Source organism: Bradyrhizobium genosp. P (assembly GCF_049949265.1).
Classification (GTDB): Bacteria; Pseudomonadota; Alphaproteobacteria; order Rhizobiales; family Xanthobacteraceae; genus Bradyrhizobium.
Genome location: NZ_CP188195.1, coordinates 7,217,162 through 7,233,383 on the forward strand (window position 1 = coordinate 7,217,162; position 16,222 = coordinate 7,233,383).

Sequence of the window (16,222 nt, forward strand, 5' to 3'; positions counted from 1 at the left end):
AGGCAGCGGGGATGCTGCATCGCCCGAGGCGGAAGGACGGATGGCGTTGACTGCGTTTCGGACATGGTGGTGCACGTCTGAGAGCAAATTCCAACTCCCATATTTAGAGCCGGAAATTTTCACTTTGCAATCACATTCTAGCGCCCGACGTGAACTGGGTGCGATGCAACGTGGGCTCTGAGGGGGTCTCAGTCGGAAAGCGATCCCACGCTAACTTGGCCTTTGGTGTGCCGTCGATAGCATGCGCGGCGTCTCGCAGAATATAAATCCGTTTTGATTATTCAAGTATTTCAACGCGCATTTGGAAATAATGACCGAAACGCGCTCCAATAATCTCAATAGGTTGTAAGCCATTTCCAAATGAAAAACGGATCAGCCGCAGCAGAATTTGGACCGAACTGGGTCGACGCGCTCAAAGGTGCGGTCCTTGCGTGCCGATTTGTCGAACACGGTTACATGCTGTTAATCGGCGCACAATATTGGCTCTGACGCTGCTCCGATTATTCTGCGCCGATTAGTCTGGCTTGAAGCAGATCGATTTTCCCGCGACCGTACATTTGACGTCTGACGAGTGTGAGGCGCGTGATCTGACCTTCAGTCTGCCCGTTGGACCACGGCGAAGTGATCGCCGCCCGCACTGCCGCCTCATCCTTGGCGACGCCGTTGGCGAACGAAGCCACGAGACTGGCGCGGGCGCGCTCGATCCATGGGGTGAGTCCCTTGCGCCGGATCATCACGTGGAATTCGGCGATGATCTCGCGCGCCTCGACCAGGTTTGGTACGCCAGCTTCGATCGCCGCGACCGTGACGGTCTCAGCCTTCGTAAGCAAATCCCGCCCGATGGTCATGAGGCGCGTAATCGTTCTGGCCGACGGAATCCGCTGAAGGTTTTGTGCGTCGGCCCTTTCAGCCCGTCGTCTGCGGGTCGTCCATTCGTCTGCGGGTCGTCCATTCGCTGATGACGCGAAGCGAGTCTCGGAAGCCACGCGCCGTCAAGCGGCGCCAAAGTTCAGCCCCGTTTCGACAGTCCGACGCCCACTGATCGTCGAGCCATGGTAAATGCAAGTCCAGCGAACTTTGCCGGGTCCGGAAGACATCGTTCCGTTCGCCACGGATCACCTGCCGTACGAGCTTCCTGCTATGGCCAGTCTGGCGCACGATCTGCTTGATACGCCGTTCTTCGACAGAGCCAGGCAGCTGCTCAAGCGTGACTTACCTCTTGCGAACATGCTCTTCGCCGTTCAGCCGCCACTGTTTGTCTTGGGCGCGCATTGTCGCGTTGCGAACTAATTATCCAGCTCTGCTTGCTCTTCAGGCGAGCGATCTCTCGGCGCGGACACGGTTCGGTGATCTCGCTTGACGACGCACTTCTTCAGGCGCGTGATTTCGGTTTACGCTTCATCCAATTGTACGGGAGAGGTCCAGGTTCGATCCGTTATGCGCCCACGGAAGGTCACTGCGCGAAGCCGAGATGACAATTTTATGACATAACAATGAACCCTCGGGCGAGTGGCGCGTTGCAAACCTACTTAGGTTCCGAAACCCGGTGCGATGCAAACGGAAACTGCAATTCAAGCCCTCGGCCTCGGGCGCCGGGCAACAAGCATTCCCCTTCCGATAACGGTTAGGCCGACGGAAGTTGATGTCGCAATCGCGGATGCGATCGCCCGCGATACGGCGCCTGCATCGGAGGAGATCGCCCGCGTCCTGACTTGGGGCGCGGACGAGAAAATCCTGCTGCTTCTGGCCGCTGCTGGCTGGATCGCCTCGCGCGGACGCAGCGAGCCGCTGCGGCGAGCCGGCAGTCACGCTCTGCTGGTCACGGTCGCTGCGTCATTGCTCCCGCATGGATTGAAGCTTTTCTTCAACCAGACCCGTCCGGACCGCCGGACCGTGGTTGGGCACCTCCATGGAATCGAACTGTCGGGCAAGCGCCAGGACGCCTTTCCTTCCGGTCACGCGCTGCACATGGGCGCGCTTGCATCTGCGGCCGGTGCATTGCCGACGGGCCCACGACGAGCGGTGCGGGCCCTCGCGGTCGGCCTCTCGCTGACGCGAATCCTGGTGCTGGCGCATTGGGCGAGCGATGTCGTCGCCGGTTTTGCGCTGGGAGCGATCCTGGAGCGGGCGCTCAGGCTGCAGACCGGCTATCCCGCCGAAGCTTCGGAGCGGGCCGAGCGCACCAAAGGCTTGGGGGGCAAGCAGATACCTGGGACACACGGCACCGGCAGTCACGTATCCCAACTCCGGAAGAAAGCGAAATGACGGAATATGTCATCCGCTTTTTGCTAGGAGGGTTCGTGGTGTCGGCTTTCGCGATGATCGGCGACATTCTACGTCCCAAGAGCTTCGCGGGGCTGTTCGGAGCGGCGCCCTCTGTCGCGCTCGCTACCCTCGGTATCGCCTTGTACCGGCACGGCGTCGATTATGCGGCCGTGCAGAGCCGAGGGATGATGGCGGGGGCGATTGCGCTCGCCGTGTACAGCGTCGCCGTCTGCCATCTGCTCATTCGCACACGACTGGGAGCCACGAGCGCGACGTTGCTCTCGCTGGTGGTCTGGCTGATCGTGGCGGTGGGCCTTCTGAACCTCACCGGGGTCCAGACATGACCCCGTTCCACTTTTCCCCGTCTTCGCTGCGGGAAGGCCGCTGGTACGAATACCTGATCCGCTTCGTGCTCGGCGGCGTCGCGACGGTGGTCACGGGGCTCATCAGCAGCCGTTTCGGAACCTCCATCGGGGGCCTCTTCCTGGCCGTTCCGGCCATCTTTTGCGCCAGCGCCACGTTGATCGAGGCGCATCAAATCCGCCGCAAGAGGGAGGCCGGCGTTCCCGGTAAACGACGCGGTAAGGAGGCGGCTGCGCTCGATGCCGCCGGCGCCGCGTTGGGTGCACTCGGACTGCTGGCCTTCGCGATCGTGTTTTCGCTTACGGTGAAGGCCAGCATCACGAGCGCCTTTATCGGTGCGTCGGCAGCATGGATGCTGGTGGCGGTGACGGGCTGGTACGTACGCCGAAGCTGGCGCTCGGTGCAGAGCGGAATAACCTCGGAGACAACCGCAACTCGGGACGGTGGTGGCGTCGTACGGGCCAATGGGACCAGCGGCATCGGGTCACGCTCTAGGCCCTCGCGTTGAGCGCGGTTGCCCGGGCACCGTATTGCGAATTCGGTCGTCGACTTGTGGCTGGGCCGATGAGGTCAGTATTAGACGTATCGTGTCGCAAGAGCGGAATGGAACGCCTTCCCCTTGGTCGCCGTTCTCGTGCTTGACAGCATTCGGAGGACCAAATGACGGATGGGCAAGAACACTTCGCCACCCTGCTGGGGGGGCGGCGATGGACCTGTGGGGCGACTGCCGCGCGACATCCAGGAAGCGCTGTTCGAGACGGCAATGAAGGGGCTCGACACAGAGCGTGAGGAACTCGCGCGCCTGCTGCACGACCGGCATCCCCGAACCCTGCATCCGAGGAAGCCGCATTGAGCACGTGAAGCCCTCCGCAGCGCTAATACCGCTGCACACCGTTCTCGCAAAGAGATCTGACAAGCAGTGCCGCTGTGACCTGCAGCTAACGGGGGTCCCTCGCGCCGTCAGGTCTTTGTCGATAGCCGATCTGGGCCACGGGCCGCGCCTTCTGCATCGTCTCACCCGCTTCAATTTCGGCGGTATCGTCAGCCCGCTGCTGTTCGGCTGGTTCATGGAACAGCACATGCCGCATAGGGTGTTCGGCGCCTCTGTTGTCTTCATGGTGCTGACCGTACTGCTGGCGCTCATATCAAGCGCAAGCCGCAAGCGTCCTGTATCCGGCTAAGAAGGCGAAGCCGAAGCGCATGAGCCGGACCGCTCCTGGCGATCGACATGTCTTCGGTGGCACGCGCGCAAGAACTTCAATCATCGACAAACGAGACCGGCGTGCCTTTTGATACCCGTTCGGCGACGCGTTCGGCATCCCAGTTCGTGAGCCGGACGCAGCCGTGCGACTCCGATTTGGAAACCTTCCCGGGCGAGGGGGTGCCATGGATGCCGTATCCCTCGCCTGAGAGATTGATCCAAACAGTGCCCACAGGATTGTTTGGACCAGGCCTGATGGTGAACGGCTTGCGGGTATGGACGCCCTTGAAGTGATAGGCCGGGTTGTAATGGTAAACCGGATTGCGGTCGATTTCGGTTATTTTCAGCAAGCCGGAAGGCGACGGCTTCTCCTCACTGCCGACAGTCGCCGGAAAGAAACCGATCATTGCGCTTGACTTGTCGAAAAGCTTCACCGTCTGCCGGGTTTTGTCGACTTCGACCCTGTCCGCCTTTTCCTGGTTCTGGTCAGTGCCGGTGTCGACCACGACGACGGTGTCTCCAGGCCGCGCAATATGCCCGCCGGGATTCAAGGCGGCCAGTAGATCCTCGCTTATATGGAATTTCTCGGCCAAGCCTTCTCGCGGGCTGGTGTAGGCCAGCTTCGGGATATCCTTCATGTTCTCCATCTTGGTCGGCAGCTTGCGAAGGAATGGGCCCGCGACGTCCTTTTGTTCAACGGTGTAACTCGCGGTTACCGGCCGGTCATCCGTAGCGAGTATCTTCCAGACGTCGTCAGTGACCTCGTCCGATTCCGGCAGGCCGTGCGCTTTTTCGTAAGCACGCAGCGCCTTCTTGGCGTTGTCTCCAAACTTGCCGTCGATCTCGCCCGGCGAGAAGTGGGCCCTATCGAGGAGGACTTGCAGCCGGACGCCTGCCGGCGTCGGCTTCTCGTTGGATAACGTCTTCTTCGATGGAACGGAGGAATTGATCGCGGACACGTTGAACTCGGCGCCGAGCGCAGAGCCTGTCGCAGATGCAATCATGAATCCGATAAAGAGGCACGTCGCGGGGTAAGGCTTCATGCCTGCAAGTCCACGTTTCCAGGAAAGACACTCATGCAAACGGGCGGCCTGCCCCTCTGTTCCTCGTTCAACTTCGCGGTCAAAACCGTTTTACGGCCGAGGTCGTCGTTGCGGTCTGCCTAACCGCCGTGTCAACGGACTCCGATGCAAGACGCGAATGAGCCGCAACGATCCAGACCACCCGCCTTTTAGGTAATTATCGCGTGCGGGCTTGGGCGTTTGTGGCGCAATCGGCGCAAGAAGCCCCCGTGACTGCCAGCCGAGCCGGCTCAGTTAAACTTGGTTCAGCCGCGTCGCGACGGGATGGCCGAATCCGGACTGCCGTGGCTTCGCAGCGCTCGAAGCGGTCGGCTTCTTCGCCAGCGTCCGGCGATGGTAGCCCCGAAGCAGGACGTCATCACGAATGTCGGCGCTTACCGACCGGGCGACGCGCTTCTTCTTGCGCCAGCTTCCGGTGATGCCCGAAGGGATAGAATTTCCGCGCGAAACGACCAGCAGGTCGCCGCCGCTCAAGTAGACGTCATACATTTTACTAAGACCCCCACCAGCGAGCGTAGCTCAGATGCATCGACCGGATGGTGGCCGGAGGACAACAGCTGCAAGGAATCGCTAGGCCGCGCGTCCGCGCAAGAGCGCTTGCATCGCATCGCGTGCAACCACCTGGAGCGCCCCCAGCGTCCGCTTTCCGCGTCGGGCGGCGCGCAGCAGCTTCCCAGCAACGAACTTCCTACTCTCGTGGTCCCCACCGGAGTTCGGCAGCGTCCTGCACGCGTCGTCCAAGACGACGTTCAGGTTGGCCGATGTGCGCTCGTCGAGTGTTTTCATCGGAATGCTCGAAATTCAAAGGGCGAACTGGGCTGCTCAAATTTTCAGCGATGCAGGATGAGGCCGATGAAGCTCCCGGACTAGCGTCGCGCCGACGTTTTCCCCGCTTTCCCCGGCAACCTGTCGGGCATCTGCGAACACCAAATGGAACGACGCGGTCTTCGGCCGTTCTAGAGCTGCCGCCGCGGCACCAGACGAGACGATAAGCCTCAAATTCGAGAAGATCCCACGCGGATCGAAGCCGCCAGAAGGTAGCGTATCGGCGGCGGAAACCTGATTCGAACAAGAGCGGATAGAGCTCTCAGGGTCAATGGACCGGCTGCGGCAGGCGTTCCCTCCACATGGCCCGCGTGGTTCCGGGTTTTTTTCAGCCGCCCGTGGAACAATGGCCGGCACGCTCGCTCCATCCGGTGCCGGAAGGTGATCGGCTGTCGCCGTGCCCGGAACAACTCCGAAAGTAGCTAGACCTGGAGCGAGGAAAGACTGGGTATCGGCCGCACGTGGTCCTACACTGGCGCCATCACTGGCTCGGCAAAAGGCGCCGGTGGCTGAGAGTGCTTTACGCTCCCGCCTGCAGCGAGGAGTCGTCGCGTTCGCTCCTCCGTCCGGAGACGAACCATGGATATCACCAGCGCACTCGTCAGAAAGCTCGGGATCGGCGCGAAGCTCGACGTCGAGGACATCAGCGGGATCCGGTCCCTTCCTATCGCGGTCAAACAATTGTCGAGCGGCGAAACGATCGCAAGCGAAGGCGAACTCGCGACCTCCTGCTGTCTCTGCATCGAAGGATTCATCTATCGCGCGAAGAACACCTCGGATGGCGACCGCCAGATCCTTTCGGTGCACATTCCCGGCGATATGCCCGACCTGCAGAGCCTTCACCTTCGCCTCATGGACCACGACCTCATCGCGATGACGCCGTGCACAGCCGGCTTTGTCCCGCACGCCGCCCTGCGGCGATTGGTGCGCAGCCGGGCGAACGTCGCGGAAGTGCTCTGGAGGGACACCCTGATCGACTCCGCGATTTTCAGGGAGTGGATGGTCAATCTCGGACAGCGGGAATCTCTCGGGCGCCTCGCCCACTTCGTACTCGAGATGCAACGACGGCTCGATGCCGTCGGCATGGTCGATGGCGGTTCGTTTCGGTGGCCGATCGTGCAGCACCAGATGGGCGAGGCCCTTGGAATCTCGGTCGTGCACGTCAACCGCGTACTGAAGGAGCTGCGCGAGATGGGCCTGATGGAGGTGCATGGCGGCATGCTCACGATATTGGACCAGGCCGGTTTGGTGGTGGTCGGGCAGTTCGACGCCGCCTACTTGCATGACGAGCAGATGCACTGAGATCGCCCTCCCCGCCGACGAGACGCAGTTCTTCAAGACGCCGGTCGGGTCGGTATGGAAAGGTTTCTCTGCCGCGGATATGAAATCCAAGGCACTCCGGAGCCCGGAAAGGTCTCGAGTGCGGTTCAAGCCGGTGAGGCCCCGGTATCTAGCAGCTGCGAGACCGCGGCAGCCAATTGCGCCGGCGCGAAGGGCTTCTGGATCAGGACGCTGCCGTCGACGCCCTGCGATTTCCAGTCCGGCGCGCTGGCGCTCGTCATATAGATTACAGGAAAGCCAGGCGAGATTTCCCTGATCTGCTGCGCCAGTTCCCAGCCGCTTATGCCACCGCCCGGGTTGACGTCGGTCAGCAGGACCCGACATCCCTCGCGGCCCCCGCGAAACGTGGACAGGGCCACCTCCCCCGAATGGACCGAGCAGGCCTCGAAACCGCCGTCGGACAAAGCGTCCTCGACGAACCTGGCGATGAGATCTTCATCCTCCGCGACCAGAACACGAACGGCATCACTCACTTCAAGTCTCCTCCGCGATCGAGCTAGGGCGGGCGGCGGTGCGTCGGCCCGCGGTCGGGCAGAGGAGCGAGCTTCGCCGTCGGCAGCCAGCCGCCAAAGTGTCGAGCCGCCTCAAGCCACCGGCACATCGTAATAGGCGTTCACGGACCGGGTGGTCGCGGGATCGCTCCAATTCCAACTGCTCTCGTCGGCGTATTTGGGGGCGCCGCGGAGTTGGTCCTGCGTGATGCCGGTGACGTAGCCGCCGAGGTTGGTGTCGTATTTCAGCGTCTGCCAGGGCAGCGGATAGTGGTCGTCACCGATGCCGAGCAGACCGCCGAAGCTGAGCACTGCGTACGACACCTTGCCGCTGACCTTGTCGATCATGACGCGCTCGATGTAGCCGACCTTTTCCCCATTGGCCCCGTACACGTTCGTGCCCTCCACCTTGTCGCTGCCGATCAGGCTGAACGTCTCGCGATCTTCCATGGCCATGTTGACCTCCTGGAGGTTGTCTTGGGAAGTAAACGGGACCACGATGTCTCCGTTCCCGGCAGAGTCCGCGGCAAAATGTTGGTCTTCCAGACATCGAACGGCCGGACCGGATGACGCGGCGGCAATGCCTGCCGGAACAAGTTGACAAGCGGAGGCCGAGGATGGAGCTAACCGATCTGGAACGCGAATTTCTGAGGAAGCTCCTTGGCGAATCCTGGGTTAGTCCGCCGACGTTCGACCATGAAATCGTAGCGCGGCTCGTGGAGCTGGGTCTCGTGGAAACCGAACCGCTTCCATCGGGAGAGATCGAATACCGCATCACCGACGTCGGGCGGGCGGCGGCTACCGCGTAAGCACAGATCAGCCAGCCCAGCGGATCGCCGAGTCAGGGGGCTTCGTAATCGTGCTGCCCCATTGAACTGCAGGGACCGTCGCCCGCCGTTGAACTACGGCGCCTGTCGCGGATAACCAAAGGTTTTACGACTCGCTATTCAGAACTAGCGCTCGCGAGGATAGCCAAAGGCTGCGGCCTCTCAGAATTTACCGTCTTTTTCTGCGCGCCGACTGGACCCCCTTATCCTCGCGGAGTCACGCGCCGCCTCCCCGGCGCGCTCGCGAGACCCATCCCGCACCCGACTTACCTGCCGCGCAGCGAGAGGCTGATCCGCGTTACGATATCGTCCCACTCGCGCTCTTCGCTCGCCGGGTAGTTGATCAGGACGCAGTGAATCAATCCACCCGAGAAGTTGCACCGGTCGTACCAGACCTTCTCGCCCTTATAGCTGGACACCGCGAAAAACCGAGGCGTCGTTCGCTTGTACTGAATGCGCGCGGGCGGATGCTTCTTTGCGAGAAATGCAGCGGGTGAATCGTTCGAGACGTTGGGGGCGGCCTGTATCGTAAGGTCGGCTCGGCCGTCGGCCGTCCGAAATCGCTGTCCGTAGCCGTCAGGCCGGCCCGCTTCGTCGGTAAAGATCGACGCCGGGAAATCGACAGAGGTACCGGTCTGCGGGATGGAATAGGTCGTCCACCTCACCGGTTGCGCAAAGGCCGCGGCGGTCAAAGTGACAAGTCCAAGGACGACCGCTGATACTGTCGATTTCATCGCGCCTCCTCCAGCACTCATGGAGACCTGATCCAGAAGGTCACTTCTGGCCCGACGGCGCCTGAGCATTCGAATTGTTCGGGTTCTTGTTCGCCTCATGATGGCCGATCACGCAGCCGGCGGCAGCGCCGAGCTTGGCGTGTCCCGCCACGTGGCCGGCGACGCCGCCGACGATGGCGCCCTTGATGCAGCCATTCGCGTCCGCGCCAGAGGTCGAAGTCAGCGCCATAGCCACGCATACCGCGGTGAAGATCCATTTCATGAGCTTTCTCCGGGTTCAGTTTCCGCGAGATCAATTCGATGCGGAGGCGGTCGTTCCTCCTGCGAGCACGTTCCTGACTGCAGCCCCGCGATTCGCTCGTCGGCAGCGAATTCGGTCTCGCCGGCGACCGCTCCCCAACCCTCTCGTCAAGGAGCAAGTCGCGGGCCTCCGAGTTTTCCATCCGTTAGAGTGAAATCATTCATGCTCGGAGAGGTCATGCGGGCGGTCAAGGAGAGCAAACGGTCCAAGAGGTCCCGCTTCCTCCGCGACGCGATGGTCGACGTGCAGATCGCCAGCCGCGGCATTCGCAGCAGGCGGGTCCTGTTGGCGATGCGGCAGGTGCCCCGCGAAATTTTCCTTGATCGGCGGTTCGCGGAGGCCGCGTACGAGGACAGCGCCGTACCGATCCGGAAAGGGCAAACCATCTCTCAGCCCTACATTGTCGCCAAGATGCTTGAGGCTGCCGCGATCGCTAAGTTAGACCGGGTGCTGGAGATCGGCGCGGGTTCGGGTTATCTGGCGGCACTCGCCACCAAGCTCGGGCGGGAGGTTTGCGCGATCGAGCGCCATCAAGCATTGGTGCAGCGCGCCCGATCGCGTCTTCGGCATCTCGGTTGCCGAAACGTGGATCTACGTCAGGCCGACGGGACCGCAGGATGGCCGGACGGCGGCGAGTTCGACGTGATCCTGGTGTCGGCCGCGAGCGCACAGATACCCCCGGCTCTCAAGGCTCAACTAGCTCAGTCGGGACGACTTCTTATCCCGCTTGGCGATCCTGACGATGTGCAGTGGCTGACGAAGCTGACACGCGAGCCGGACGGTCGTTCGCGCCGTCATGCGGATCGAGAGCCGTGGTGACCGGCGCGCGCCCGCTCCTCCTCCGTCAATTCGGCCGGCTGACCGTCGAGTTCTCGCAGACCGCTGGTGTGACCGTAGGGAAAGTCTACGGCAACCGCGATCCACTTCCAGCCCTCGGCTGCGATCGTCTCGGCCTCGGTCTTGAGCCTTTCGGTCACCAAACGATCGAGCAACGGGACATCCTGCAGCCAACCACCATCGTCATGTTCGAAGAGGTCACGCAGTACCGGACCGCCGGCCTGCTCATAGGTATCGAGCCCGATGAATTGGACGCGGCGGTCCGAGGCTCGCACGGTATTTTCCGTGAGCATCCGACGGATCTGGTAGGGTTCATCGAGGTGAGACCGGTTCACATGGTCCCAGACCTGCTCCTGACGCGCCTGGTCGCCGGTGACGGAAAAAGCCATCAGCTGCTCCAGCGTCATGCCGTCGTCGGCATAGACGTCGTGAAGCTTCGGCGACACGGAAGCCAGACGCAGCCGCTGCTTGACGATCGCCGGCGTCGTGAAATGCCGCGCCGCGATGTCCTCTTCGCTCATACCACCCTTACGGAGGATCTGGAATGCGCGGAATTGATCGAGCGGGTGCAGGCCGATCCGCTCATCGTTTTCGGCGAGCGAGTCGTCCTCGGCAATACCGCTGTCTCTTATCACACAGGGGACCGGTTGCGTCTTCGCCATCCGCTTCTGCTTCACCAAAAGCTCAAGGGCACGATACCGTCGACCGCCGGCCGGAACCTCGAACATGCCGGTCTCCGCGCCGTCTGAATCGACGACGGCGCGGACGCTGAGGCTTTGCAGTAGCGTGCGCTGCGCGATGCTCTCGGCCAATTGCTCGATCGAAACGCCGGCCTTGACGCGACGAACGTTGGACTGGCTCAAGACCAGCTTGTTGAAGGGGATGTCCCTGGACGGACTGAGCTTGATCTTCTGAACGGCGCTTACCATGTCGGATTCTCCGCGACGGGCGGTCGAAAGACTCTCTCTCGACCTCCAACCCGTCACGAAAATCACGGCCGTTCTCTCACTCTTCGATGCATCGCCGCGAGCGCAAGCCGAGACGGCCGAAGATACATCACGCGGCCTCCTCATTTCCCTCGCCGTCAACCGCGATCACGTGCGGTAGAAAGGCAAGCAGGAAATCGGCGGCCTTCGATGCCGCGCTCGCCGCGCGCACGACGGCGCGGTTGTCCTCGCGCAGCACCTCCAGCCACGAGCCGATGTAGTCGGCATGGCGCACGGTCGGCACGATGCCAAGCGAGGCGCAGACGAACGCGCCGGCCATCTCCGCGACCAACTCCTCGCGTGCGTAGGATTTGGAGCCGAACGAGCCCGAGAGATCCCGGCCGAGCCGGGAACCAGCGCCAGTCCAATGGCCATTATGCCGATATCGGCATAATGGCCATAATGCCGCGATCCGGATTATGCCGCATCTGCTCGACGGGGCGCGGTTGGCGGTATGATCGCGCCAATCCCATTCGGCATAATCTTCGTCGCTCCAACAACATGGAGCACGACGATCATGCCTCAATATATGCAGACCTGCATCGAGCCGTATCTGGACTCGTTCGCCGAGAGTTTTGCGGCGGAGAATTACACCGCCGGCACGGTGAAGACCTACCAATCGATCCTGCGGAAGGTGGGTCACGCGATGGATGTCGAGGGCATCAGCCCCTCGGCGTTGACGCTCGACATGGCCGAGCATCTGGGACGGAAGGTGCCGCGCAAGAAGACCGGCACGATATGGCCGTACAGGTTGGGCCGCCGGTTCGCGCAGCATCTGCTCGATATCGGCGTGACGCAGCCGGTGCCGTTGACGGAGGCGCAGCAGGCGCGCGCGACCCTGCTGGCGGACTTCGAGACCTATCTGGTCAAGCATCGCGGCCTGAGCCCGCGGACGATCTATCACACGCTACGGTTCGCCAACCGGTTCCTCGATCATCGCTTCGGTGATGAGATGGTTGATCCTGGGCGGTTGCGGCCTGCCGACGTGATCAGCTTCGTCGAGCATGTGTTGGCAGGCGCGCGTCGCGACAAAACGGTGGCGACGCACGTTCGTATCTTCCTGCAATATCTGTTCGGCAGCGGCGCGACAGCGACCAATCTGGCGCTGAGCGTGCCCAGGGCGGCGAAGCGCTGGGGCGCACGACTGCCGCGCCATCTATCGCCCGAGGGCGTCGAGGCGGTGCTCGCCTGCGTGCGCGACAACCCCCGGCACGGCGCTCGGGACTATGCGATGCTGCTCATCATGGCCCGGCTCGGCTTGCGTGCTGCCGAGGTCATCGCGATCCAGCTGGACGATATCGACTGGCGCGCGGGCGAACTCTTGGTGCGTGGCAAGGGGAAGCTCCACGATCGCGTGCCGATCAGCGCGGAGGTTGGCGAGGCGCTCAGCCGCTATCTGCGCGAGGAACGCGGACCCGCATCCTGCCGCACGATGTTCGTCACCCATCGCGCGCCGCACCGTCCGTTCAAGGACAGCCAGATCGTCAACGCCGTCCTCAAGGATGCGCTGAAGGCGACTGGCCAGAAGCCGGTAACGCCCTATGTGGGATCGCACCTGCTGCGTCATAGCCTTGCCACCCAGTTGGTGAACTCGGGTGCATCGCTCGACGAGGTGGGCGATGTGCTGCGGCACCGCTCACGCACATCGACCATGATATATGCCCGTCTCGACATCGACGGGCTGCGGTCGGTGGCAATGCCCTGGCCCGTGGCGGGGCGCGCGCAATGAGCCTCACCTCCCAGCTCGACCGCTATCTGGCTGTGCGGCGCCTCCTCGGCTACGACCTGAGCACCAGCGAGCGCATCCTTCGCCGCTTCACGCGGTTCGCCGACCGCGAGCGCGCGACGCATATCGACACGGCGCTGTTCCTGCGCTGGCACGCTACGCTCGGCGAGGCCAACAGCATGACGCGATCGGCGCGGCTTACCGCCGTGCGCCTCTTCGCGCAGTGGCTGAGCAGCTTCGATCCGGCGCATGAACCCCCGCCATGGGGCCTGTTGCCGGACACTGTCATGCGCTCGCGTCCGCATATCTACAGCGATGCCGAGGTCGCTTCGATTATCGCGGCCGCAAAGGCGCTGCCGTCGATCTGCGGGTTGCGCGGGCTGACCTGCTCGACGCTGTTCGCACTCATCGCCATCACGGGCTTGCGCGTCAGCGAGGCGCTCGCGCTCGATGGGGACGACCTTAACGCCGATAATGGTGTGCTGCGCGTCCGACAGGGCAAGAACGGCAAGGAACGGTTGCTGCCGCTCGACCCCAGCACCGTCGAGCGACTGCTCGACTATCGCGTCAAACGCGACCGGTTGATCGGTCGTCCGGCAATGCCGCTGTTCGTAACCGACAAGGCGACCCGGCTAACCGACTGTACGGCCCGCTACAACTTCGCGCAGGTATGCCAGCAGATCGGCTTGCGACCCGAGCAGCAATACCATCGGCATGGCCGGGGGCCACGCATCCACGACCTGCGCCACACCTTCGCCGTGCGCACGATGATCGACTGGTACCGGACCGGCAAGGACCCAGCGCGCGAGATGATCCGGCTGACGACCTATCTGGGTCATAGCAGCCCCTCCGGAACATACTGGTATCTGGAGGCGGTCCCGGAACTGCTCGATCTGGCGATGGCCCGCGCCACCGCGAGCGGCGGGGAGACGGCACAATGAACGCTATCACCTTGCCTGCGCTGATCCAGCGCTTCTTCACCGACCGGCTTTGCACGCAACTGGAGGCGAGCCGACATACGGTCGCCGGCTATCGCGATACGTTCCGGCTGCTGCTCAGATATGCGAGCGCTCGCCGCAAAAAGCCGCCGGTCAACCTGACGGTCGAAGACATCGACGCCGATCTGGTCGCGGACTTCCTCGCCCACACCGAGGCCGCGCGGGGTAATAGCGCTCGCAGCCGTAATACCCGGCTCGCCGCGATCCGATCGTTCTTCCGCTTCGTCGCGATGACCGATCCGACCCGGCTGCTGCACTGCCAGCGCATCCTCGCCATGCCCAATAAGCGCTATGTGAAGCGTGCGGTCACGTTCCTCGATGCTGAGGAAATGGCGGCGCTGTTGGCGGCTCCAGATCGTACAACATGGGCGGGGCGGCGCGATCATGCTCTGCTGCTGCTTGCGGTCCAGACAGGCCTGCGGGCTTCCGAACTGGTTGGCCTCACGCGGGGCGATGTCGTGCTGGGGACCGGCGCGCACATCCGTTGCACGGGCAAGGGCCGGAAGGAGCGCGCCACCCCGCTTCGCCGCGAGACAGCCAAGCTGCTGGCGACGTGGATCGGCACCGACAAGGATGAAGGCAAGCCGCTGTTCCCGTCGATCCGGGGCGAACGGCTGAGCCGTGACGCTCTTGAGCATCTGGTCCGCAAGCACTGCCTCACGGCGTCGCGCGTGTGCCCGAGCATCGGCACCAAGCGGGTCACGCCACATACGCTGCGCCACAGCACGGCGATGGACCTGCTCCACCACGGCGTCGATCAAGCGGTGATCGCGCTCTGGCTTGGTCACGAGAACGTCGAGACCACCCAGATCTACATCCATGCCGACATGCGGATGAAGGAAAAGGCGCTCGCGCGCGTCGCCGCCCCAGCGACGCCGCCGGGCCGGTTCCGGCCTGACGATCAACTCCTCGCGTTCCTGGAAGGGCTCTGATTATGCCGAACAGCCGCATGGCCAATGCCGGGCTATCCGGCCTCCAGCGCAGGCCATGCGGCATAATCTGGATCGCGGCATTATGCGAAAGTTCGTGGAACGCCGTCCGATGCCAGTTGATCGACTCGAAATACGCCGCCGGTGGTGGAACCTGAACGAAATCGCCAGTCGTGTTGTAGTAGGCGCGCGCGCCACCGATCCGGAAGTCAGCGCCAGTGGCCGCGATCAAGGCACTTGCCTGCGGCTCAATCCGGTCCGGGAGGGGCGGGACAACTGGGCCGCCGACGCCCTCTGGCAGGCCGTCGCACTGGTTGGTGTTAAAAACGGTAAAGCGCTTGAGGAACGGAATCGCGCCTGGCTCTTCGCCGGTTTCCGCGGCACGCTGACGTTCGCCCTCCGGCACGAAACGATCGGCGAATACGACGGTCGTACCCTGCTCGCCCTTCCTGACGTGGCCGCCGAGCCCAAGCGCCTGGCGAAAGGTCAGCCAGCTCTGGCCGGAGAAGCCACGTTCAATAACGGTACCCCACAGGATCAGCACATTGATTCCGGAATAGCCCCGCTGCGTCGAGGCATTCCGCGGCATGCCGAGTGGCGCCTTGATCGCCGCCGTCCCCCATGGCTGCACCCAAGGAATGCGGCCGGCCTCCAGTTCGGCGATGATCTTGTCGGTGATTTCGGTGTAAAGGCTTGCCCGACCCTGACCGGTGCGCGCGTGTGATTTCTGGCTAAGCATCGCGGTTCTCCGCGACGGGCGCCGGGAGCCTCTCTCCCAACCCTCAACCCGTCACGGCGAACCCGGCCGGCACTCTCAATCTCAAGGCGCGCTGACGCGAGACTCCACCGGAGAACGAAGGTCATCTCTGAACAGGGGTTCCGCGGAGCGCCGAAGCGAAGCGGAGCGGAGCCAGAGAAAAACGGCACCCGCAGGAGGGTCAGCATAGCGCCGACGCGCAAGCGGCGGGACCCGGGACCGAGTGCAGTCGCGAGACCGGTTAAGAAGGCACCCGACCGCGGGACAGTGATAGCGACGCCGGCATGCAATGACGGCGGGGCCCGCGAGCGAGTGCCTCCGGCGAGCGACACATTATGTGCGCGAGGGATCGAAGCCTGAGGGCCGAGACGCTGCGCGGCTCGGTTTACGAGAGCGCGATGCGGCATCAGCCGCACGCGCAGAAAACCAAGTCTGCAGGAAACTCATGCTCGCGGAAGCTGGACTTCCTCTCGACCCTTTGTCAGAGCGTCGTAAATCCGCACCTGAAGCATGGGAAAGCGCCTCTTCAATTCTTCCGCTCCTGACCAAGCCCCGTCTC

General features: G+C 62.8%; 19 protein-coding genes and 4 pseudogenes. 12 read left to right on the top strand and 11 right to left on the bottom strand.

The window, feature by feature from the left end; translation table 11 throughout:
• Positions 1–500: 500 nt before the first annotated feature.
• Positions 501–1,170 (bottom strand): annotated as a pseudogene (locus tag ACP2YO_RS34640) (ISL3 family transposase); the annotation flags it as partial.
• Between ACP2YO_RS34640 and ACP2YO_RS34645 the strand changes: the two are divergent.
• The 6 genes from ACP2YO_RS34645 to ACP2YO_RS34670 all read left to right on the top strand — a co-directional run bounded on the left by ACP2YO_RS34645 (position 1,060) and on the right by ACP2YO_RS34670 (position 3,809).
• On the top strand, positions 1,060–1,290 hold the full coding sequence (locus ACP2YO_RS34645; protein ID WP_426443533.1) for a hypothetical protein: 231 nt from the start codon (positions 1,060–1,062) through the stop codon (positions 1,288–1,290). The pseudogene ACP2YO_RS34640 and the gene ACP2YO_RS34645 sit on opposite strands and share 111 nt — an antisense overlap.
• 261 nt (positions 1,291–1,551) lie before the next feature.
• Positions 1,552–2,265 carry a phosphatase PAP2 family protein gene (locus tag ACP2YO_RS34650; protein ID WP_426435599.1) on the top strand — a complete coding sequence of 238 codons (714 nt, stop codon included), beginning with the start codon at positions 1,552–1,554 and terminating at the stop codon, positions 2,263–2,265.
• Positions 2,262–2,609, top strand: coding sequence for a DUF3147 family protein (locus tag ACP2YO_RS34655; protein WP_426435600.1), 348 nt, complete (start codon positions 2,262–2,264; stop codon positions 2,607–2,609). Before ACP2YO_RS34650 ends, ACP2YO_RS34655 begins: the two co-directional genes overlap by 4 nt.
• Entirely contained in the window at positions 2,606–3,136 is a 531-nt protein-coding gene (locus tag ACP2YO_RS34660; protein WP_426435601.1) for a DUF3147 family protein, read from the top strand. The genes ACP2YO_RS34655 and ACP2YO_RS34660 overlap by 4 nt, the downstream gene beginning before the upstream one ends.
• A 207-nt stretch (positions 3,137–3,343) precedes the next feature.
• Positions 3,344–3,481: a hypothetical protein gene (locus ACP2YO_RS34665; RefSeq protein ID WP_426435602.1), complete on the top strand. Its 138-nt coding sequence runs from the start codon at positions 3,344–3,346 to the stop codon at positions 3,479–3,481.
• A gap of 115 nt (positions 3,482–3,596) precedes the next feature.
• Positions 3,597–3,809, top strand: coding sequence for a hypothetical protein (locus tag ACP2YO_RS34670; RefSeq protein ID WP_426435603.1), 213 nt, complete (start codon positions 3,597–3,599; stop codon positions 3,807–3,809).
• 76 nt (positions 3,810–3,885) lie between these two features.
• Here ACP2YO_RS34670 and ACP2YO_RS34675 read toward each other — a convergent pair whose 3' ends face one another.
• From ACP2YO_RS34675 to ACP2YO_RS34685, 3 genes are all read right to left on the bottom strand, one after another.
• Positions 3,886–4,833, bottom strand: coding sequence for a L,D-transpeptidase family protein (locus ACP2YO_RS34675; protein WP_426443382.1), 948 nt, complete (start codon positions 4,831–4,833; stop codon positions 3,886–3,888).
• A gap of 312 nt (positions 4,834–5,145) precedes the next feature.
• Positions 5,146–5,400 (bottom strand): hypothetical protein, encoded by a 255-nt coding sequence (locus ACP2YO_RS34680; RefSeq protein ID WP_426435604.1) that lies wholly within the window; start codon positions 5,398–5,400, stop codon positions 5,146–5,148.
• A gap of 81 nt (positions 5,401–5,481) precedes the next feature.
• The gene (locus ACP2YO_RS34685; protein ID WP_426435605.1) at positions 5,482–5,697 is read right to left on the bottom strand and encodes a hypothetical protein; all 216 of its coding nucleotides are present in this window, start codon (positions 5,695–5,697) and stop codon (positions 5,482–5,484) included.
• A 618-nt stretch (positions 5,698–6,315) separates the two neighbouring features.
• On the opposite strand from ACP2YO_RS34685, the gene ACP2YO_RS34690 reads away from it, so the two are divergent.
• On the top strand, positions 6,316–7,038 hold the full coding sequence (locus tag ACP2YO_RS34690) for a Crp/Fnr family transcriptional regulator (protein ID WP_426435606.1): 723 nt from the start codon (positions 6,316–6,318) through the stop codon (positions 7,036–7,038).
• Between the two features lie 125 nt (positions 7,039–7,163).
• On the opposite strand, the gene ACP2YO_RS34695 is transcribed toward ACP2YO_RS34690, so the two are convergent.
• Positions 7,164–7,550, bottom strand: coding sequence for a response regulator (locus ACP2YO_RS34695; protein WP_426435607.1), 387 nt, complete (start codon positions 7,548–7,550; stop codon positions 7,164–7,166).
• Between the two features lie 111 nt (positions 7,551–7,661).
• Positions 7,662–8,024 (bottom strand): PRC-barrel domain-containing protein, encoded by a 363-nt coding sequence (locus tag ACP2YO_RS34700; protein WP_426435608.1) that lies wholly within the window; start codon positions 8,022–8,024, stop codon positions 7,662–7,664.
• A 161-nt stretch (positions 8,025–8,185) separates the two neighbouring features.
• Between ACP2YO_RS34700 and ACP2YO_RS34705 the strand changes: the two genes are divergently transcribed.
• Positions 8,186–8,377: a hypothetical protein gene (locus tag ACP2YO_RS34705; protein ID WP_426435609.1), complete on the top strand. Its 192-nt coding sequence runs from the start codon at positions 8,186–8,188 to the stop codon at positions 8,375–8,377.
• A 284-nt stretch (positions 8,378–8,661) separates the two neighbouring features.
• Here the strand turns inward: ACP2YO_RS34705 and ACP2YO_RS34710 are convergent, their stop codons facing one another.
• Positions 8,662–9,129 (bottom strand): hypothetical protein, encoded by a 468-nt coding sequence (locus ACP2YO_RS34710; RefSeq protein ID WP_426435610.1) that lies wholly within the window; start codon positions 9,127–9,129, stop codon positions 8,662–8,664.
• A gap of 40 nt (positions 9,130–9,169) precedes the next feature.
• Positions 9,170–9,391, bottom strand: a complete 222-nt coding sequence (locus ACP2YO_RS34715; RefSeq protein WP_426435611.1) for a hypothetical protein — start codon at positions 9,389–9,391, stop codon at positions 9,170–9,172.
• Between the two features lie 216 nt (positions 9,392–9,607).
• Here ACP2YO_RS34715 and ACP2YO_RS34720 point away from each other — a divergent pair, with 216 nt between their 5' ends.
• Positions 9,608–10,249: a protein-L-isoaspartate(D-aspartate) O-methyltransferase gene (locus ACP2YO_RS34720; protein ID WP_426435612.1), complete on the top strand. Its 642-nt coding sequence runs from the start codon at positions 9,608–9,610 to the stop codon at positions 10,247–10,249.
• A gap of 8 nt (positions 10,250–10,257) precedes the next feature.
• Here the strand turns inward: ACP2YO_RS34720 and ACP2YO_RS34725 are convergent.
• Together ACP2YO_RS34725 and ACP2YO_RS34730 are read right to left on the bottom strand one after the other, a co-directional pair.
• Positions 10,258–11,196, bottom strand: a pseudogene (locus tag ACP2YO_RS34725) (ParB/RepB/Spo0J family partition protein); the annotation flags it as partial.
• Between the two features lie 127 nt (positions 11,197–11,323).
• Positions 11,324–11,626, bottom strand: a pseudogene (locus ACP2YO_RS34730) (zincin-like metallopeptidase domain-containing protein); the annotation flags it as partial.
• A gap of 144 nt (positions 11,627–11,770) precedes the next feature.
• On the opposite strand from ACP2YO_RS34730, the gene ACP2YO_RS34735 reads away from it, so the two are divergent.
• The 3 genes and pseudogenes from ACP2YO_RS34735 to ACP2YO_RS34745 form a co-directional block, all read left to right on the top strand.
• Entirely contained in the window at positions 11,771–12,982 is a 1,212-nt protein-coding gene (locus ACP2YO_RS34735) for a tyrosine-type recombinase/integrase (protein ID WP_426435613.1), read from the top strand.
• Positions 12,979–13,920 (top strand): tyrosine-type recombinase/integrase, encoded by a 942-nt coding sequence (locus ACP2YO_RS34740; protein ID WP_426435614.1) that lies wholly within the window; start codon positions 12,979–12,981, stop codon positions 13,918–13,920. The genes ACP2YO_RS34735 and ACP2YO_RS34740 overlap by 4 nt, the downstream gene beginning before the upstream one ends.
• Positions 13,917–14,795, top strand: a pseudogene (locus ACP2YO_RS34745) (tyrosine-type recombinase/integrase); the annotation flags it as partial. The gene ACP2YO_RS34740 and the pseudogene ACP2YO_RS34745, both read left to right, overlap by 4 nt.
• Here ACP2YO_RS34745 and ACP2YO_RS34750 read toward each other — a convergent pair.
• Positions 14,677–15,645, bottom strand: a complete 969-nt coding sequence (locus tag ACP2YO_RS34750) for an ArdC family protein (RefSeq protein ID WP_426435615.1) — start codon at positions 15,643–15,645, stop codon at positions 14,677–14,679. The pseudogene ACP2YO_RS34745 and the gene ACP2YO_RS34750 sit on opposite strands and share 119 nt — an antisense overlap.
• Positions 15,646–16,222 lie beyond the last annotated feature (577 nt).